Source organism: Amycolatopsis sp. NPDC114478, from assembly GCF_055633805.1.
Genome location: NZ_JBVKDO010000022.1, coordinates 69947 through 91693, shown reverse-complemented (window position 1 = coordinate 91693; position 21747 = coordinate 69947). Strand labels below are relative to the sequence as shown.

Annotated in this window: 2 protein-coding genes; both read left to right on the top strand. The window is 75.0% G+C overall.

The genetic code is table 11. The annotated features are described in order from the left end of the window. A partial coding sequence (locus ACZ7OH_RS41740) for an SDR family NAD(P)-dependent oxidoreductase (RefSeq protein ID WP_470285948.1) occupies positions 1-12211 on the top strand: 12211 nt, incomplete at its 5' end. A gap of 7 nt (positions 12212-12218) precedes the next feature. Continuing rightward, on the top strand, positions 12219-21707 hold the full coding sequence (locus ACZ7OH_RS41735; RefSeq protein ID WP_470285947.1) for an SDR family NAD(P)-dependent oxidoreductase: 9489 nt from the start codon (positions 12219-12221) through the stop codon (positions 21705-21707). The last annotated feature ends 40 nt before the right edge of the window (positions 21708-21747 follow it).

The window sequence follows — 21747 nt, the reverse complement described above, 5'->3', positions numbered from 1 at the left end:
CGCCGAACCGGAGATCCCGGTGGTCGCCGCGGGCGACGTCACCGACCCGGAGTACTGGGTCCGCCACGTCCGCGACGCCGTCCGCTTCGCCGACGCCGTCACCGACCTCGCCGAGCGCGGTGTGACGTCGTTCGTCGAGATCGGCCCGGACGCCGTGCTCACCGGCCTGGTCGACGTCCCGGGCGCGACCGTGGTCCCGGTGCTGCGCCGCGACCGCGGCGACCGCGCCGCCGTCGCCGCCGCGGTGGCCGCCCTGCACACCGCCGGCAGCCGCGTCGACTGGACCGCGTGGTTCGCCGGCACCGGCGCCCGCGTCACCGACCTGCCCACCTACGCCTTCCAGCACCGCCGCTACTGGCCGGAACCCGCCGCCCGCACGACCGCGGACGACTCCTTCTGGTCGGTGGTGGAAAACGGTGACCTCGCCGAGCTGGCCGCCGACCTCCAGGTCGACGCCCCGGCCCTGGAGTCGGTCGTCCCGGCGCTGTCGGCCTTGCGCGCCCGCAGGCAGCGGCAGTCCGTGGTGGACGGCTGGCGCTACCGCGTCGAGTGGCGTCCCCTGACCACGCCGGCCGCGACGACCGGCGAGCGCCTCGTCCTCGCGCCGGCCGCAGCCGACCCGTGGATCCGCGAGGTCGCCGACGCGCTCGGCACCCCGCTCACGGTGTCCACTGTGGACCGTGCGGAGCTCGCCGACCTGCTGCGTCCGCACCTCGCCCCGACCGTCGTTTCGCTGCTCGCCCTCGACGAGACCACCGGCCTCACCGCCACGACCGCGCTCATCCAGGCCCTCGACGACCTCGGCGCCGACACCGCGCTGTGGTGCGTCACCCGGGGCGCCGTCTCCACCGGCCCGGCCGACCCGCTCACCGCGCCCGCGCAGGCCGCGATCTGGGGGCTCGGCCGCGTCGCCGCCCTGGAGTACCCGCGCCGCTGGGGCGGCCTCGCCGATCTCCCGGCCGACCTCGACGCCCGCCTGCTCGGCCGCTTCGCCGGAGCACTCGCCGGCGACGACGACCAGATCGCCGTCCGCGCCTCCGCGGTCTACGGCCGCCGCCTCGCGCCGGCCACCGCGGCGGCGACGCCGTGGCAGCCGCGCGGCACCGTCCTGGTCACCGGTGGCACCGGCGCGCTCGGCCGTCACGTCACGAAGTGGCTGCTCGGCCAAGGCGCCGACCGCGTCGTACTGGCCAGCCGCTCCGGCGGCGAACCCGGCGCCGACGAGCGCGTCGTCGTCGCCCGCTGCGACGTCGCCGACCGCGACCAGCTGACCGCGCTGCTCGCCGAGCACCGGCCCGACGCCGTCGTCCACGCCGCCGGGGTCCTCGACGACTGCGTCCTCGGGGGCCTCACCCCGGACCGCTTCGACGCCGTGTTCCGCGCGAAGGTCGAGTCGGCGCAGCTGCTCGACGAGCTGACCGGCGACCTCGACGCCTTCGTCCTGTTCTCCTCGGTCGCCGGCGCCGTCGGCAACCCCGGCCAGGCCAACTACGCCGCCGCCAACGCCGTGCTCGACGCGCTCGCCGAAGCCCGGCGCGCCCGCGGGCAGGCCGCGACGTCGATCGCCTGGGGCGCGTGGGCCGGTGACGGCATGGCCGCCGGCCTCGGCGGGGGCCTGGACCCCGACCTCGCCGTCACCGTACTCGCCGACGCGGGCGGGCCGGCCGCACAGCTCGTCGTCGCCGACATCCAGAACGCCGACGTCCTGCGGTCCCTGCTGAGCATCCGCCGCAGCCCGCTGCTGGCCGACCTGCCCGCCGTCCGCCGCGTCGTCGCCGAATTCGAGACCGCGCCCGCGCCCGGCGGCGCACTGGTCACCCGGTTGCTCGCGAGTCCTGCGGCCGAACGCGCGAGCGTGCTGCTGGACCTGGTCCGCGAGCACGTCGCCACCGTGCTCGGACACGCGGGCACCGCGGAAATCGGGGCCACGCGGGCGTTCTCGGATCTCGGGTTCGACTCGCTCACCGCGATCGAGCTGCGCAACCGCCTCGACGCCGCGACCGGGCTGAGCCTGCCAGCCACCCTGGTGTTCGACCACCCGAACCCCGCTGCCCTGGCCGAGTTCCTCCTCGCCGAGGTTCTCGGCGGCGACACCCCGGTGACTGCCGTGGCGGGCCCGGCCGGCGACACGAGCGACCCGGTCGTCGTGGTCGGCATGAGCTGCCGCTTCCCGGGTGGCGTCCGCACACCCGAGGACCTGTGGACGCTGCTGTCCGAAGGCCGCGACGCGATCACCGAGTTCCCCGCCGACCGCGGCTGGGACATGTCCGCGCTGGCCGGTGCGGGCCGCGGCAGCAGCTACGTCGACCGCGGCGGGTTCCTGCCCGACGCCGCCGACTTCGACCCGGAGTTCTTCGGGATCTCCCCGCGTGAAGCCCTCGCGATGGATCCGCAGCAGCGCGTGCTGCTCGAGACGTCGTGGGAAGCCGTCGAGCGTACCGGCATCGACCCGGCCGACCTGCGCGGCAGCCGCACCGGCGTCTTCGTCGGCACCAACGGCCAGGACTACGCCGGGGTGATCGTCCGCTCCGCCACCGACGTCGAGGCCCACGCGGGCACCGGCGTCGCAGCGAGCGTCGTGTCCGGCCGCCTGTCGTACGTGCTCGGGCTCGAAGGCCCGGCGATGACGATCGACACGGCGTGCTCGTCCTCGCTGGTCGCGCTGCACCTCGCGGCGCAGGCGCTGCGGGCGGGGGAGTGCGACCTCGCGCTCGCGGGCGGCGTCACGGTCATGGCCACGCCGGTCAGCTTCGTCGGCTTCAGCCGCCAGAACGGCCTCGCACCGGACGGGCTGTGCAAGGCGTACTCCGACTCCGCCGACGGCACGAGCTGGTCCGAAGGCGTCGGCGTCCTCGTCGTCGAGCGCCTGTCCGACGCGCGCCGCCACGGCCACGACGTCCTTGCGGTCGTCGCCGGCTCGGCCATCAACTCCGACGGCGCGTCCAACGGCCTCACCGCCCCGAACGGTCCTTCGCAGCAGCGCGTGATCCGGCAGGCCCTGGCCGGCGCCGGGCTGCGTCCGTCCGATGTGGACGTCGTCGAAGGCCACGGCACCGGCACGACCCTCGGCGACCCGATCGAAGCACAGGCGTTGCTGGCCGCGTACGGGCAGGACCGCTCGGCGCCGCTGCTCCTGGGGTCGGTGAAGTCGAACCTGGGCCACACCCAGGCCGCGGCCGGGGTCGCCGGCGTCATCAAGATGATCCTGGCGCTGCAACGGGAAAAGATCCCGGCGTCGCTGCACGTGACGGAGCCTTCGACGCACGTCGACTGGACTTCGGGCGGCGTCGAGCTGCTCACCGAGGCCGTCGACTGGCGGGAGAACGGGCACCCGCGCCGCGCCGGCGTCTCGTCGTTCGGCCTCTCGGGCACCAATGCGCACGTGATCATCGAGCAGGCCCCCGCTTTCTCACCGGCGTCACCCGCGCGCGATGTCACGCCCGGTGTGGTGCCGTGGCTCGTCTCCGGCCGGTCGGAAGCCGCCCTCGACGCGCAGCTTTCCGCGTTGCCCCTCGACCTCGACCCGGTCGACGCCGGCTTCTCCCTCGCCACGACGCGCTCGGCGTTCGAACACCGGGCCGTGCTCGTCGACGGCTCCCCGGTGGCCCGCGGGATCGCCCGCGAGCGGACGGTCGCGTTCCTGTTCCCCGGCCAGGGTTCGCAGCGGCTCGGTATGGGCCGCGGGCTCTACGAGCGGTTCCCGGTGTTCGCCGACGCCTTCGACGCGGTCTGCGCCCACCTCGACACCGCCCTGCCACGGCCGCTGCGTGACGTCGTCTTCGGCGACGACGCCGCGCTGCTCGACGAGACCGGCTGGGCTCAGCCGGCGCTCTTCGCGCTCGAAGTCGCGCTGTTCCGGCTCGTGCGCTCGTGGGGCGTGCGGCCCGCGTTCCTGGCCGGCCACTCGGTCGGCGAGATCGCCGCCGCCCACGCCGCCGGCGTGCTGTCCCTGGCCGACGCGTGCACCCTCGTCGCGGCCCGCGCCCGCCTCATGCAGGCCCTGCCGTCCGGCGGCGCGATGGTCGCCGTCCGCGCGACCGAGGACGAGGTCCGGATGCTGCTGTCGGACGACGTCTGCCTCGCCGCGGTGAACGGGCCGACGTCGGTCGTCCTGTCCGGCGCCGAGGACGCGGTCCTGGCCGCGGCCGCGGGCTTCGAGCAGACCAAGCGGCTCACGGTGTCCCACGCGTTCCACTCGGCCGCGATGGACCCGATGCTCGACGAGTTCCGCACGGTCGTCACGGGCCTGACCTACGCCCAACCGGAGGTCCCGGTGGCCGGCGACTTCACCTCGCCCGAGTACTGGGTGCGGCAGGTCCGCGACACCGTCCGCTTCGCCGACACGACCACGCGCCTGCTCGACGCCGGCATCACGGCGTTCGTCGAACTCGGCCCCGACGCGGTGCTCACCGCGCTCGTCGACGGCGAAGTCCTCGCCCCGGTGCTGCGTGCCGGACGCGACGAGGAGACCACCGCCGTCACCGCGCTGGCCGCACTGCACGTCAACGGGATTTCGGTGGACTGGGCGGCGCTGTTCGACGGCACCGGCGCCCGGCGCGTCGCGCTGCCGACGTACGCGTTCCAGCGCCAGCGGTACTGGCCGCGGCTCGTCCCCGGCCCGGAGCAGCTCGGCCTCACCGCGGCCGGGCACCCGCTGCTCGGCGCGGTCACCGAGGTGGCCGGCTCCGGCGAGGTCGTGTTCTCCGGCCGGCTCGCGCCGAAGACCACGACCTGGCTCGACGAGCACGTCATCGGCGGCCAGGTGCTGTTCCCCGGCGCCGGGTTCCTCGAGCTGGCCGTCCGGGCCGGCGACCAGGTCGGCTGCGGCCGCGTCGAGGACTTCACCGTCGCCGCGCCGCTCGTGCTGTCCGGCGCGACGCTCGTGCAGGTCGTCGCCGGCGCCCCGGACGCCGACGGCCGCCGCGAGGTCAGCGTGTCCTCGCGCGCCGACGGCGAATGGGTCCGCCACGGCACCGGCGTCCTGGCCCCGGGCACGCTCCCGGCCGGCTTCGACGCGGGGGAGTGGCCGCCCGCCGGAGCGTCCGAAGTGGACTTGACCGGGTTCTACGACAACTTCGCCGAAGCCGGTTTCGCCTACGGCCCGCAGTTCCGCGGCCTCCAGCGCGTCTGGTTGCGTGACGGCGAGGTCTTCGCCGAGGCCGAACTGCCCGGCGACGAAGCCGAAGAGTACGGCCTGCACCCGGCCTTGCTCGACTCGGTGCTGCACGCGATCTCTTTCGCTGATTCAGTGCCGGGCGGGCTGCCCTTCTCGTGGGCCGGTGCGGAGCTGCACGCGTCCGGCGCCCGCCGTGTCCGCGCCCGGATCGTCCGGGCCTCCGACGACTCGGTGACCCTCGACCTGGCCGACGACACCGGCGCGCCGGTGCTGTCCGCCGACGCGCTCACCCTCCGTCCGGCGACGCCGGTCCAGTCCGGCCCGGAATCGCTGTTCCGCCTCGACTGGCTGCCGCTGTCCGGCGGCACCCCCGAAGGCACGTGGGGGGTGCTCGGCTCCCGGCTCGCCGACCTGGGCACGGAGTACGCGGACCTCGCCGAGGCGCTGGCCGCCGAGCCGGACGTGCTGGCGATCCCGGTCCACGGCGGCACCGACGTGCTCGCGGACACGCACCGGCTGACCGCTGAAGTCCTCGCCGTCCTCCAGACCCCGAACGAGACCACCCGCATCGTGTTCGTCACCGAAGGCGCCGTCGCCGGGGACGACCTCGCCGCGGCCGCCGTCTGGGGCCTGGTCCGCTCCGCGCAGAACGAGAACCCCGGCCGGTTCGTGCTCGCCGACGTCGACGACGCCTCCCTTGCGGGGCTGCCCGCGGCCGTCGCCACCGGTGAGCCGCAGCTGCTCCTGCGGGACCGCACCGCCCGCGTCGCTCGGCTCGGCCGCGCGCCGAAGACCCACGACCGTCCACAGTGGAACCCGGACGGCACGGTCCTGATCACCGGCGGCACCGGCGGCCTCGGCCGCGTCTTCGCCCGGCACCTGGCCGCCGAGTACGGCGTCAAGCACGTCCTGCTGGCCAGCCGCCGCGGCGGTGAGGCCGACGGAGTCGTCGAGCTGGTCGCGCAACTCGCCGCCCACGGCACCGAAGTCACCGTCGCCGCCTGCGATCTCGCCGATCGTGACGCCGTCGCGAACCTGATCGGGAGTATCCCCGCCCAGCGGCCGCTGACCGCTGTCCTGCACGCCGCGGGCGTCCTCGACGACGGCGTCCTCGGCTCGCTCGACGCCGACCGGCTCGCCACCGTGCTGCGTCCGAAGGCCGACGCCGCGTGGAACCTGCACGAGCTGGCCGGCGACGTCGCTGCGTTCGTCCTGTTCTCCTCGGTCGCCGGCACCATCGGCTCGCCGGGCCAGGCGAACTACGCCGCCGCCAACGCCTTCCTCGACGCGCTCGCCGCCCGCCGGCACGCCCGCGGTCTCGCCGCGACGTCGCTGGCGTGGGGCGCGTGGGAGACCGGCATGGTCGGCACCCTCACCGACGCCGACCGCGCCCGGATGACCCGCGCCGGCATGCCGCCGCTGCCGGTCGAGCAGGGCTGCGCGCTCTTCGACCGCGCCGTCGCGCTCCCCGAGCCCGCGCTCGTGCCGGTGCTGATGGACCTGCCGCGGGTGCGCGGCCTGGCCGAACCGCCGTGGCTGCTGCGCCCGGTCGGCCGCAAGAGCCGCCGCGGCGCGGGCCGGCCCACCCCGGCCGCGAACGCCCTGCGCGACCGGCTGTCCGGGCTGCGCGAGAGCGAGCAGCACAAGGCGCTGCTGGAGGTCATCCGGGCCCAGGTCGCCGCCGTCCTCGGCTTCGACGCCGCGACCGTCGACGTCGAACGCGAGTTCCGCGGCCTCGGCTTCGACTCCCTCACCGCGGTCGAGTTCCGCAACCAGCTCGCCACCGCGACCGGCCTGCGGCTGCCCGCGACCCTGGTGTTCGACCACCCGACCCCGGTCGTGCTGGCCGGCTTCCTGCGCCGCGAACTCGCCGGCGAGGACGTCCCGGTCGCCCGCACCACGGTCCGGGCGCCGGTCTCCGACGAGCCGATCGCCATCGTCTCGATGGCCTGCCGCTACCCGGGCGGGGTCACCTCGCCCGAGCAGCTGTGGCAGCTGGTCCTCGACGGCGGCGACGGCGTCGGCCCGTTCCCGGCCGACCGCGGCTGGGACCTCGCCGGGCTCTTCGGCGCCGACCGCGGCCGCTCCTACACCCGCGAAGGCGGCTTCCTCGGCGAAGCCGGGATGTTCGACCCCGGCCTGTTCGGGATCTCACCGCGTGAGGCCCTCGCGATGGACCCGCAGCAGCGCCTGCTGCTGGAGACGTCCTGGGAGGTCGTCGAACGCGCCGGTGTCGACCCACTTTCGCTGCGTGGCAGCAAGACGGGCGTGTTCGCCGGCGTGATGTACCACGATTACGGCCAGGGCGTGCAGTTCCCGGAGGAGGCCCTCGGCTTCCTCGGCATCGGCACCGCGGGCAGCGTCATGTCCGGCCGCGTCGCCTACGCACTCGGCCTGGAAGGCCCGGCCGTCACCGTCGACACCGCGTGCTCGTCGTCGCTGGTCGCGATGCACTGGGCCGCCCAGGCCCTGCGGGCCGGGGACTGCGAACTGGCGATCGCCGGCGGTGTCACGGTCATGGCGACGCCGGGCGCGTTCGTCGACTTCTCCGCCCAGGGCGGCCTGGCCGCCGACGGCCGGTGCAAGTCGTTCTCCGATTCCGCCGACGGTGTCGGCTGGGCCGAGGGCGTCGGCGTCGTCCTGCTGGAACGGGTTTCCGACGCCCGCCGCAACGGCCACGAGATCCTGGCCGTCGTCAAGGGGTCCGCGGTCAACCAGGACGGCGCGTCCAACGGCCTCACCGCCCCGAACGGTCCCTCGCAGCAGCGGGTGATCCGGCAGGCGCTGACGGTCTCCGGGCTCACGACGTCCGATGTGGACGTCGTCGAAGGCCACGGCACCGGCACCCCGCTCGGCGACCCGATCGAAGCGCAGAGCCTCCTGGCCACCTACGGCCGCGATCGCGAGACGCCGCTGCTGCTGGGGTCGGTGAAGGCCAACATCGGCCACACCCAGGCCGCCGCCGGCGTCGCGGGCGTGATCAAGATGGTGCAGGCCATGCGCCACGGCGTCGTCCCGAAGTCGCGCTACGCCGGCGAGCCCTCGTCGCATGTGGACTGGACCGAGGGCGCCGTCGACCTGGTCCCGGACAACACCGCGTGGCCCGAAACCGGCCGCGTCCGCCGCTCGGCGGTGTCGTCGTTCGGCATCAGCGGCACCAACGCCCACGTCATCCTCGAACAGCCGGCCGACGAGCCCGCGACCCGGCCCGCCATGCCGGACGCCGGTCCGGTGCCGATCGTGGTCTCCGGCCGCACTCCCGAAGCTCTGCGCGCTCAAGCCGCGCGGCTGGCCGACCGCCTCGAGACGGACGACGTCCCGCTCGCCGACCTGGCGCACGCCACCGCGGTGACCCGCGCGGCGTTCACGCACCGCGCGGCGGTCGTCGGCAGCGAACTCACCGATATCGTCGCCGGGCTGCGGGCCGTCGCCGCCGGCGACTCGGCGGTGCAAGGCGAGGCCCGCGTCGCGCCTCCGGTCGCGTTCCTCTTCTCCGGCCAGGGTGCGCAGCGCGTCCACATGGGACGCGGCCTCTACACCACGCACCCGGTGTTCGCCGCCGCGTTCGACGAAGCACTGGCCCTGCTCGACCCGGATGTGCGCGCCGCGCTCGACGACGAAGAGCGCATCGACCGCACCGAGTTCGCGCAGCCGGCGTTGTTCGCCTTCGAGGTCGCGCTGTTCCGGCTGCTGGAGTCGTGGGGCGTGCACCCCGACTTCGTCACCGGGCACTCGGTCGGCGAGATCGCCGCGGCCCACGTGGCCGGCGTGCTGTCCCTGCCGGACGCGTGCGCGCTGGTGTCCGCGCGGGCCCGGCTGATGGGTGCGTTGCCCGCCGGCGGCGTCATGGTCGCGGTGCGGGCGTCCGAAGAGGACGTGCTGCCCTTCGTCGGCGAAGGCGTCGACGTCGCCGCGGTCAACGGCCCGGGCTCGGTCGTCCTGTCCGGCCACGAGGAGGCCGTGGTCGCGGTCGCCGCGAAGTTCGCCAAGCAGCGGCGCCTGCGCGTCTCGCACGCGTTCCACTCCGTGCTGATGGAGCCGATGCTCGCCGAGTTCGGCGACGTCGTCGCGAAGCTGACGTTCGCCGAGCCGCGGGTGCCGGTCGTGTCGGCGGGCGACGTCACGTCCCCGGCCTACTGGGTCAGCCAGATCCGCGACACCGTCCGCTTCGGTGACGCGATCGAGCGGCTCACCGAAGCCGGGGTGACGGTGTTCGCCGAGCTGGGCCCGGACGCCACGCTCACCGCGGTCGTCGACGAGCCGGCCGCGCACGTGATCCCGGTGCAGCGCAAGGACCGCGACGAGGCCACCGCGGCCGCCGAAGCCCTCGCGCGGCTGCACGTCGCCGGGGTCGCCGTCGACTGGCCCGCCCACTTCCCGAATGCCCGGCCCGTCGCGCTGCCGACGTACGCGTTCCAGCACGAGTGGTTCTGGCCGTTGCCCGCCGCCGGCGGCGACGCCACCGGCCTCGGCCTCACCCCGGCCGGGCACCCGCTGCTCGGCGCGATCCTCGCGCTGGCCGACTCACCCGGCGTGGTGTTCTCCGGGCGGCTGTCCGCGGCCACCCAGCCGTGGCTTCGCGACCACGTCGTCGGCGGCACGATCCTGTTCCCCGGCGCGGCTTTCCTCGAACTCGCGGTCCGCGCGGCCGACGAGGTCGGCTGCGCCGCGGTCGAGGACCTGACCCTCGCCGTGCCGCTCGTGCTCGACCCGGACGGCGCCGTCGTCCTGCAGCTGTCGGTCGGGGAGCCTGGCGACGGCGGCCGCCGCGAGCTGGCGATCTCCTCGCGGACCGACGACGAGTGGGTCCGGCACGCGACCGGCACGCTCGTCCCGCGGGCGGTCGCCGCCGTGCCGCTGCCGGACGTCTGGCCACCGGCCGGAGCGGTCGAAGCCGACCTCGCCGATTTCTACGTCCAGGCGGCGGAAGCCGGGTTCGCCTACGGGCCCGCGTTCCAGGGCCTCCAGCGCGTCTGGCGCTCCGGGGCCGAGGTCTACGCCGACCTCGCCCTGCCCGCCGACGTGGAAGCCGGCCGGTTCGGGCTGCACCCGGCGTTGCTCGACGCGGCGTTGCAGGCCATCGGTTTCGGCGACGGCGCCCCGGCCGGGCTGCCGTTCGTCTGGACCGGCGTCACCCTGCACGCGTCCGGTGCGAGTCGCGCCCGCGTCCGGATCACCCCCGCCGGCGGCGACTCGGTGACCCTGGCGCTGGCCGACGACGCCGGGAAACCGGTCCTGACCGCCACCGGCGTCACCCTCCGCGCCGCCGCGGCCCCCGTCGAGGCCGACGCGCTGTTCCAGCTGCGCTGGACGCCCGTCCCGCCGCCCGAGCCGGGCGACGAGACCTGGGCGGTCGTCGGCGACGGCCTCGCCGACGCGCTCGGCTGCGAGGCGCACCCGGACCTGGCGACCGCGCTGGCGTCGGGCGCCGACGTCGTCGCGATCCCGATCACCGGCGGCCCCGACGCGGCTGCTTCGGCCCACGCGCTCACCGCCGAAGTGCTGGATTACCTGCGCAGTCCCGCGCCGCGGCTGGTGTTCATCACCCGCGGCGCGGCGACCGGGGCCGACCTGCCCGCGGCCGCCGTCTGGGGTCTGGTCCGCTCGGCGCAGTCCGAGGAGCCCGGCCGGTTCGTCCTGCTGGACGTCGACGAGCTCGACGGCGCCGCGATCAAGGCGGCCCTGGCCACCGGCGAACCGCAGCTCACCCTGCGCGACGGCACCCTGAGCGTCGCCCGCCTCACCCGAGCGCCCGAGCTTTCACGTGAAAGCTCGGCCTGGGATGCGGACGGGACCGTGGTGATCACCGGCGGGACCGGCGGGCTGGGGCGCGTCTTCGCCCGGCACCTCGTGGCGAGCGGCGCGCGGAAGCTGGTGCTGCTCAGCCGTCGTGGTCCGGCGGCCGAAGGAGTCGACGAGCTGGTGGCCGAGCTGGCCGGTGCGGACGTCCGGGTGGTGGCCTGCGACGTCGCCGACCGGGCCGCGCTCGCCACCGTGCTGGCGGACGTGCCCGACCTGACCGCCGTCGTGCACACCGCGGGGGTCGTCGACGACGGCGTGCTCGCGTCGCAGTCGGCCGAGCGGCTGGCGACGGTGTTCGCGCCCAAGCTCGACGCCGCGTGGCACCTGCACGAACTCGTCGGCGACCGCGCGGCACTCGTGCTGTTCTCCTCCGTGGCCGGCACCATCGGCACGCCGGGGCAGGCCAACTACGCCGCGGCGAACGCGTTCCTCGACGCCCTCGCCACCCACCGGCGCACGCTCGGTCAGAACGCCGTGAGCCTGGCCTGGGGCGCCTGGGACACCGGCATGACCGGCGACCTGACCGACGCCGACCGCGAGCGGATGGTCCGCGGCGGGATGCCGCCGCTGAGCGCCGAGCAGGGCACGGAGCTGTTCGACCGCGCGGTGGCCGGAGACGTCGCGCACCTCGTCCCGGTGCGCGTCGACCTGCCGACCCTGCGTACCCGCGGCGAACTGCCGTGGCTGCTGCGGCCGGTGGGCCGTCCCGGCCGCCGGAGCGCGGCCGCCGGTCCGGACCGCGCCGCCGCGGCCGACCTGCGGGTGCGGCTGGCGACCATGCGCGAGAGCGAGCAGGAGCGGACGCTGCTGTCCCTGGTGCGCACCCAGGTCTCGGCGGTGCTCGGCCACCCGGCCGAGCAGGTCGGGGCCGGGCTGGAGTTCCGCGAGCTGGGCTTCGACTCGCTGACCGCGGTCGAGTTCCGCAACCGGCTCACCGCGGCGACCGGGCTGACCCTGTCGGCCACGCTCGTGTTCGACTACCCGACCCCGGCCGGGCTCGCCGGGTACCTGCGGGCGGAACTGGCGCCGGCCCCGGCCGCCGCCGCGACGTCGCTGCCCGCCGAGCTCGACCGGCTCGAAGAGCTGGTCGCGGCGGGCACGGCGGGCGAGTTCGCGGAAGCGGACGTCGCGGCCCGGCTGCGCCGGCTCCTGGCGAAGATCTCCGACGCGGAGCCCGCCGGCGAAGACGTCACCGGGCGGCTCGACGCCGCCAGCACGGACGAGGTCTTCGCCTTCATCGACAACGAACTGGGCCGGCTCGGCGACGGGTCCGGACTCGAGCGGGAGGGCTGAGGCCGTCATGACCGAGGACAAGAAGCTCGTCGAGTACCTGAAGTGGGTCACCGCCGACCTGGCCAAGACGCGCAAGCGCGTCGAGGAGCTCGAAACGGCGGAGCCGGAGCCCGTCGCGATCGTGTCGACGGCCTGCCGCTACCCGGGCGGGGTCTCCTCGCCCGAAGGGTTGTGGGACCTCGTGCTCGACGGCGGCGACGGCATCGGCGCGTTCCCCGAAGACCGCGGCTGGGACCTGGGAGGTCTGTTCGGTGATGAAAGAGGACGTTCGTACGTTCGTGAAGGCGGTTTTCTCGACCGCGCGGGCCGGTTCGATCCTGGCCTCTTCGGCATCTCCCCGCGGGAGGCGCTGGCCATGGACCCGCAGCAGCGCCACCTCCTCGAGGTCTCCTGGGAGGTGATCGAACGCGCCGGCATCGACCCGCTTTCGCTGCGTGGCAGCAAGACGGGCGTGTTCGCCGGCGTGATGTACCACGACTACGGCCAGGGCGCGCGGTTCCCCGACGAAGCGCTCGGCTTCCTCGGCGTCGGCACCGCGGGCAGCGTGCTGTCCGGCCGCGTCTCCTACACCCTGGGCCTCGAAGGCCCGGCCGTCACGATCGACACGGCCTGTTCGTCGTCGCTGGTCGCGATGCACTGGGCCGCGCAGGCCCTGCGGGCCGGGGACTGCGAACTCGCGATCGCCGGCGGCGTCACGATCATGGCCACCCCGGGGTCCTTTGTGGACTTCTCCGCCCAGGGCGGCCTCGCCCGGGACGGGCGGTGCAAGTCCTACGCCGAGTCCGCCGACGGGGTCGGCTGGGCCGAGGGCGTCGGGCTCGTCCTGCTCGAGCGGCTGTCCGACGCCCGCCGACACGGCCACGAAGTCCTCGCGGTGCTGCGCGGGTCGGCGGTCAACCAGGACGGCGCCTCCAACGGGCTCACCGCGCCGAACGGCCCCTCGCAGCAACGCGTGATCCGGCAGGCCCTCACCGCGTCCGGGCTGACGGCGTCCGATGTGGACGTCGTCGAAGGGCACGGGACGGGCACCCCGCTCGGGGACCCGATCGAGGCGCAGAGCCTGCTCGTGACCTACGGCCGCGGCCGGGAAACGCCGTTGCTGCTGGGGTCGGTGAAGTCCAACATCGGGCACACCCAGGCCGCCGCGGGGGTCGCCGGGGTGATCAAGATGGTGCAGGCCATGCGCCACGGCGTCGTGCCGAAGTCGGTGCACTTCGACGAGCCGTCGTCCCACGTGGACTGGACCGCGGGGGCCGTCGAGGTCGTCACCGAGCACCGGCCGTGGCCCGCGGCCGAGCGCGTTCGCCGTTCGGCGGTGTCGTCGTTCGGCATCAGCGGGACCAACGCCCACGTCATCCTCGAACAGCCCGAGCCCGTCGCACCGACGGCGGCCGAGGCCCGGCCGGGGGTGCGCGCGTTCGTCGTCGCCGGGCGCACCGAGGGCGCGCTCGCCGCCCAGGCCGCCCGCTTGCGCGACCACCTCGACGCCGGTGCCGCGTCGGCGGCCGACGTGGCGTGGTCCCTGGCCACTTCTCGCGCCGCGCTGGAACACCGCGCCGTCGTCGTCGCCGAAGACCCGCGCGACGACCTCACCGCGCTGGCGTCCGGCACCCCGGGCCCGGCGGTCACCACCGGCGTCGCCGACGTCGACGGCCGCGTCGTGTTCGTCTTCCCCGGCCAGGGCGCGCAGTGGGCGGGCATGGGCGCGCGGCTGCTCGACGATTCGCCGGTCTTCGCCGCCCGCATCGCCGAGTGCGAGGCCGCCCTCGCCCCGCACGTCGACTGGTCGCTCACCGAGGTCCTGCGCGGCGCCGACGGCGCGCCGGGGTACGACCGCGTCGACGTCGTGCAGCCCGCGTCGTTCGCCGTGATGGTCGCGCTCGCCGCGCTGTGGCAGGCCCACGGGATCACCCCGGACGCCGTCGTCGGCCATTCCCAGGGCGAGATCGCCGCGGCCTGCGTGGCCGGGGCGCTCGACCTCGCCGACGCCGCCCGCGTCGTCGCCCTGCGCAGCCGGACCATCGCCCGCCGGCTGGCCGGCGCCGGGATCATGCTGTCGGTCTCGGTCCCCGCCGCCGACGTCGAAGCCCGCCTCGCCCGGTTCGAGGGCAAGCTCTCGGTCGCGGTGGCCAACAGCCCGTCGTCCGTCGTCGTCGCCGGCGACCCGGCGGCGGGGGAGGAGTTCCTCGCCGAGCTGGCCGAAGCCGGCCTGCGCGGCCGGCGCGTCGACGTGGACTACGCCTCGCACTCCGCACACGTCGAGCTGATCGAAGCCGAGCTGGTGACCGCGCTGGCCGGGCTGGAGCCGCGGCCGGCGCAGATCCCGTTCTATTCCACTGTGGACTGCGAGTGGCTCGACACGACCCGGATGGACGCCGGCTACTGGTACCGCAACCTGCGGCAGCGCGTCCGCTTCGAGGAAGCCGTTCGCGAACTGCTTTCCCTGCAATACCAAGCGTTCCTGGAGATCAGCTCGCACCCGGTGCTCAACGTGCCACTGCAGGAGATCGCCGAGGACGCGGGCGCCCGCGCGGTCGTCACCGGCACCCTGCGCCGCACCGACGGTGGCCTCGACCGGTTTCTCACGTCGGTGGCGAAGGCGCACGTCCGCGGAGTCAGCCCGGACTGGTCGACGTTCCTCGCCGAAGGCGCGAAGGTCGTCCCGCTGCCGACGTACGCCTTCCAGCACGAGAACTACTGGCCCGAACCCGCCGAAGCCGCGGCGGCGGACCCGGCGGAGGCCGAGTTCTGGAGTGCGGTCGACGACGCCGACTTCGCCGCGCTCAGCACCACCCTCGACGTCGAAGAGGACGCCCTCACGCGCGTACTGCCCGCGCTGTCGTCGTGGCGCCGGCGCCGCGGCGAGCAGTCCGTGGTCGACGGCTGGCGCTACCGTGTCACCTGGAAGCCGCTGTCCGCCGGGACGCCCGCGGCCGGCCGCTGGCTCGCGCTGGTCCCCGAAGGTTTCGACGTCCCGCTGGACGCCGATCGCCTGGTGGTGGGCCCGGACGCCGACCCGGTCGAGGTCCTGCGCGACGGACTGACCGGCGAGCACACGGGGGTCGTCTCGTTCCTGGAGCTGGACGGGACGACGTTCACCACGACCGCCGCCCTGGTCGAATCCCTGGCCGGAGCGGAGCCGGCGCGGCCGCTGTGGGCCGTCACCCGCGGTGCTGTGTCGGTCGGCCGCTCGGACCCGACGGCCGACCCCGCCCGCGCCGCGTTGTGGGGCGCCGGACGGGTGCTCGCCTTGGAGTGCCCGCGCGCCTGGGGTGGCCTGATCGACCTGCCCGAGACCCTCGACGACCGCGCCGCCGCCCGGTTCGCTGCCGCGCTCGGCGGCCCGGAAGACCAGGTCGCCGTCCGCGCGTCCGGGCTCTTCGGCCGGCGGCTCGTGCACGCGGCCGCCGGCGGGGCCGCCGAACCGTGGCGTCCGCACGGCACCGTCCTGGTCACCGGCGCCGCCGAAGGCTTCGGCGCGCGCGTGGCCGAGTGGGTCACCGGGTGCGGCGCGCACGTCGTGACCGACGTCCCCGCCGACCGGAAGTTGACCGCCGTGCTGCACACCGCCGGGATGACCGGCGACCCCGACGCGTGGACCACCGCCCTGCGGCTCGACGAAGCTCTGGCCGACACCGACCTCGAAGCGTTCGTGCTGTTCACGTCGGTGAGCGCGGTGTGGGGTGCGGAAGGCCAGCGCGACCGCGCCGCCGTCGACACCGGCCTCGAAGCCCTCGCCCGGCACCGCCGCGACCGCGGCCGGACCGCCACCGCCGTCGCGTGGAGCGCCTGGGCCGACACCGGCGTCGCCGAAGACGAAGAGACCGCCGGGTTCCTGCGGGCCCGCGGCCTCCCGCCGCTGCCGGTCGAGCAGGCGCTGCTCGCCCTCGGCCAGGCCGTCGCCCACGACGACACCGCCGTCGTGCTCGCCGACGTCGCCTGGGACCGGTTCGTTCCCGCGCTGACTTCCCGTCGCGACGGGACCCTGCTCGGCGAACTGCCTGAGGTGCGTGCGCTCACCGAGACGGGCGCCGGCGACGTCACGACGGCGTCGGCGCTGCTGGGACGGCTGCGCGAGGTCGATCCGCGCGAGCGGGAAACCCTGCTGCTGGACCTGGTCCGCGAGCAGGTCGCCGGGCTGCTCGGCTACGCGGGCGCGGCGGCGGTCGAACCGCGGCGCCCGTTCAAGGAACTCGGGTTCGACTCGCTGACCTCGGTCGAGCTGCGCAACCGGATCAACGCGGCGACCGGCCTGGCCCTACCGTCCACGTTGGTCTTCGACCACCCGCGCCCGGACGCCGTCGCCCGTCTGCTCGCGGCCGAACTGCTCGGCGGCGGCGACCACGCCGTCGCGCCCGTGACGATCGGCGTTCTCGACGGCGACCCGATCGTCGTGGTCGGCATGAGCTGCCGGTACCCGGGTGGCGTCCGCTCGCCCGAGGACCTGTGGCGGCTGGTCGCCGACGGCACCGACGCGATCACCGAGTTCCCCGAGGACCGCGGCTGGGACCTGCTCGGCCTCAGCGGCGGCGCGTCCTACGTCCACGAGGGCGGCTTCGTCGACGGCGTCGCCGACTTCGACGCCGGCTTCTTCGGCATCTCCCCGCGCGAAGCCCTCGCGATGGACCCGCAGCAGCGGCAGCTCCTCGAAGTGGCGTGGGAGCTGTTCGAACGCGCTGGCGTCGACCCCGAAGGCCTGCGCGGCAGCACCACCGGCGTCTACGTCGGAGGCTCCGGCAGCGGCTACTCGCCGCCGCCGGAGCTGGCCGGGCACCTGCTCACCGGCGCCGCCACCAGCGTCCTGTCCGGCCGGATCTCCTACCTGTTCGGGCTGGAAGGCCCGTCGGTCACCGTCGACACCGCGTGCTCGTCTTCGCTGGTCGCGCTGCACATGGCCGCCCGCGCGCTGGCCTCGGGCGAGTGCTCTCTCGCCGTCGCCGGCGGGGTCACGGTGATGGCGACGCCCAGCGCGTTCGTCGAGTTCAGCTACCAGGGCGGCCTCGCCCCGGACGGCCGCTGCCGGTCGTTCGCCGAGACCGCGGGCGGCACCGGCTGGTCCGAAGGCACCGGCCTGCTCCTGCTGGAGCGGCTGTCCGACGCTCGCCGCAACGGCCACACACCTCTCGCCGTGCTGCGCGGCAGCGCGGTCAACTCCGACGGCGCGTCCAACGGCCTGACCGCCCCGAACGGCCCGTCGCAGCAACGCGTCATCCGCGCCGCACTGGCGAACGCCGGACTGTCCACTTCGGACGTCGACGCCGTCGAGGCGCACGGCACCGGCACCTCCCTCGGGGACCCGATCGAGGCGCAAGCGTTGCTGGCCACCTACGGCCGCGATCGGGAGGAGCCGCTGTTGCTCGGCTCGATCAAGTCGAACCTCGGGCACGCCCAGTCCGCCGCGGGCGTCGCGGGCGTGATCAAGATGGTCGAGGCCATCCGCCACGGCGTGCTGCCGAAAACCCTGCACCTCGACGAGCCGACGTCCCAGGTGGACTGGACAGCCGGGTCGATCTCGCTGCTGACCGAGCAGCGCGCGTGGCCGGAGACCGGCCGGGCCCGCCGCGGCGCGGTGTCGTCGTTCGGCGTCAGCGGCACCAACGCGCACGTGATCATCGAACAGGCTGCCGCGACCGACGTCGGGAAAGCTTCGGTGAGCGGGCCGGTGCCGGTCCTTCTCTCGGCCCGGACGCCGGAACGCCTCGCCGCCCAAGCCGCGCGGATCGCGGACTTCCTGGCCACCGAGCCGGATCTCACCGACCTCGCGGCCGCCTTGGCCACCACTCGCACGCACTTCGACCACCGCGCCGCGGTCGTCGCCACCGACCGGGACTCACTCCTGGCGGGTCTGCGCGACCTCGACGGGCCGACGGCGGCGGGTGCGCCGGGCAAGCTCGCGATCCTGTTCGCCGGACAAGGTAGCCAGCGGCTCGGCATGGGCCGCGAGCTGGCCGCCACCTACCCGGTGTTCGCCGACGCGCTCGACGCCGTCCTCGCGCACCTCGACGTCGAACTCGACCGGCCGCTGCGCGACGTCATGTCCGGCGGCGACGCCGATCTGCTCAACCAGACGCAGTACGCGCAGGCTGCGATCTTCGCGTTCGAAGTGGCGCTGTTCCGGCTGCTGGAGTCGTGGGGCATCACACCGGATCAGCTGGCCGGGCACTCGGTCGGCGAGATCGCGGCCGCGTACGTCGCCGGGGTGTTCAGCCTCGCCGGGGCGTGCCGGCTGGTCGCCGCGCGCGGCCGGCTGATGCAGGCGCTGCCGCCCGGCGGCGCGATGCTTTCCCTGGTGGCGAAAGAAGAAGAGGTCGTCCCGCTGCTCGGCGACGAGGCCGTGATCGCCGCCGTCAACGGGCCGCGGTCGGTCGTCGTCTCCGGCGCCGAAGCCGCGGTGCTGGCGGTGGGGGAGCACTTCGCCAAGACCAAGCGGCTCGCCGTCTCGCACGCCTTCCACTCACCGCTGATCGAGCCGATGCTCGCGGAGTTCGGCCGGGTCGTGGCCGGGCTGGAGCTCGCCGAGCCGTCGATCCCGCTCGTCTCGGCCGTGGCGGGGACCGCCGACTTCACGTCGCCGAAGTACTGGGTGCGGCAGGCTCGCGAAGCCGTGCGCTTCGCCGACGCCGTCACCACGCTGGCCGACGCGGGCGTGACGACGTTCCTCGACGTCGGCCCGGACGGCGTCGCCGCCGCGATGGCGGCCGAAAGCCTGACCGGTGGCGAGGTCGTCGCGGCCGTGCGCGCCGAGGACGAGCCCCGCTCCCTGGTGACCGCCCTGACCCGCCTGCACCACGCGCGCGTCCCGGTGGACTGGGCGAGGTTCTTCGGTGGCGGCCGCCCCGTCGCGCTGCCGACGTACCCGTTCCGCCCGGACCGCTACTGGCCCGAGGGCTTCCACGGCGCCAACGGCGACCTGCGCCTGTCCGGCCTGCACTCCGCGGAGCACCCGCTGCTCGGCGCCGGGGTCGCACTGCCGGAGTCCGGCGGCTTCCTGTTCACCGGCGCGCTGTCGCCCCAGCTGCAGCCGTGGCTGGCCGACCACACCGTCGACGGCGTGATCGTGTTCCCGGAAGCCGGGTTCGTCGAACTGGCCGTGCGAGCGGGTGACGAGGTCGGCTGCGACCTGCTGGACGAGCTGACCGTCGAGGTCCCGCTGACGCTGCCGCCGGTCGGCGGGGTGCACGCCCAGGTCGTCGTCGGGCCGGAAGGCGCCGCGGGGGCCCGGGACCTGACCATCTGGACCCGGCCGGAAGGTGCCGGCGAGCAGGTGTGGACGCGGACCGCGGCCGGCCGGCTCACGGCCGGCGCCCCGGAGCCCGCGGTCGACCCGACCTGGCCGCCCGCGGCCGTGGAGCTGGTCGTCGACGGGTTCTACGACGACCACGCCGAGGTCGGCGCCGCTTTCCGCGGCCTGCGGGCCGCGTGGCGCGCCGACGACGACGTCTACGCGGAGATCGCACTGCCCGAGTCGCGTCAGGACGACGCGGCCAAGTTCGGGCTGCACCCGGCCCTGCTCGACGCGGCCTTGCAGACCGCCACGCTCCTGGACGCCCCGCTGCGCCCGGCGACCGGCTGGTCGCGGTTCGCGCTCCACGCCGGCGGTGCGGCGGCCGCGCGGGTCCACCTCCGCCGGGACGGCGACACGATCTCCCTCACCCTGACCGATCCCGGCGGCGCACTGATCGCGTCGGCGGAGACCGTGTCGTTCGGGGACGCCGCCACGCCGCGGCGGCAGGGGCACGACTCACTGTTCCACCTCGAGTGGTCCCCGCTGCCTTCGGTGGTGGCGACGGGCAAGCGGCACGTCGTGCTCGGCGAGGACGTCAGCGACCTCGCCGCGCTGGTGGCCGAGGACGACGCCGTGCGCGTCATCCCGGTGGACACGAGCGGCGACCCGGTCGCCGCCACCCACCGGGCGACCGCGGCCGTGCTCGACCAGCTGCAGTTCCTCCTCGCCATCGACGACGTCCAGGTCGTGTTCCGCACCGGTGACGGGCTGGCGGCCGCGGCCGTGCAGGGCTTGATCCGGGCGGCACAGTCCGAAAACCCGGGCCGGTTCGTGCTGGTCGAAGGCGACACCGCCGACACTGTCGACGCCGCGGTGGCGTCCGGCGAACCGCAGATCTCGGTGCGCGACGGCGTCCCGCACCGCGCGCGGCTGGTCCGGGCGCCCGCGGCCGAACGGCCGGAGCCCGGCTTCGGCGACCCGGCCGGCACGGTGCTCGTCACCGGCGGCACGGGCGGGCTGGGCCGGCTGCTGGCCCGGCACCTGGTGACCCATCACGGCGTCCGGCACCTGCTGCTGGCCGGCCGGCGGGGTCTCGGCGCCGCGGGCGCGGCGGACCTGGTGAACGAGCTGAAGGCGCTGGGCGCGGACGTGCGCGTCGCGGCGTGCGACACCTCGGACCGCGAAGACGTCGCCGATCTGCTTTCGAGCGTTCCCGAGGGGCATCCGCTGACGGCGGTGGTGCACGCGGCGGGCGTCCTCGACGACGGCGTCGTCGGGTCGCTGACGCCGGCCCGGCTGAAGAAGGTGCTGCGCCCCAAGGTGGACGGCGCCTGGAACCTGCACGAGCTGACCCGCGACCTCGACCTGGCGGCGTTCGTCCTGTACTCGTCGGCGAGCGGCCTGCTCGGCGGCGTCGGCCAGGGCAACTACGCGGCGGCGAACTCGTTCCTGGACGCGCTGGCTCTCGCCCGGCGCTCGGAGGGGCTGCCGGCGGTGTCGCTGGCGTGGGGCCCGTGGGCGCAGGAGGACGGCATGGCGGGCACGCTCGCCGACGTCGACGCCCAGCGCCTGGCGAAGTCCGGCATGCGCCGGTTCACCCCGGAGGAGGGGCTGGCGCTGTTCGACACGGCTCTCGGCTCCGAAACCGCGATGGTCGTCCCGGTGGGGCTGGACCTGGCGGTGCTGCGCGGCCACATCGTCCCGCCGGTGCTGGGCGACCTGGTCCCGAAGACGCGCCGCACGGCCCGCATCGCCGAGGACGGCGTGCGGTCGTTCGTCCCGCAGCTGGGCGAGCTGGCTCCGGCCGCGCAGGCCCGCGAGCTGCTGACCCTGGTCCGCGAGCTGGCGGCGAGCGTCCTTGGCCACGGCTCGCCGGCGGCGATCGACCCGGACACGGGCTTCACGGAGATCGGCTTCGACTCCCTGACGGTGGTGGAGCTGCGCAACCGCCTCGGCTACGCGACGGGGTTGACGTTGCCGGCGACGGTCCTGTTCGACCACCCGAACCCGCGGGTCCTGAGCGAGCACCTGCTGACGCTGCTGAGCCCGGCGCCGGTCGATCCTTCGGCCCGCGTGCTGGACGAGCTGGGGCGCTTCGAGCAGCTGGTGGCGGACCCGTCACTCGCCCCGGAGACGCTGGGCTTCGTCACGACGCGCCTGCGTTCGCTGCTGGACCGCCTCGGCGGCGACGGCGAGTTCCTCGAGTCCCTGGGCTCGGCCAGCGACGGCGAGCTGTTCCGCCTGATCGACTCGGAGCTGGGCTCCGACTGAGGTGACCGGCACACGAAAAACCGGGCCGGGGAACGAATCC

Bases quoted from the DNA above. Each gene is read 5' to 3' on its own strand.
- ACZ7OH_RS41735 (WP_470285947.1), top strand. From the start codon at position 12,219: ATGACCGAGGACAAGAAGCTCGTCGAGTACCTGAAGTGGGTCACCGCC.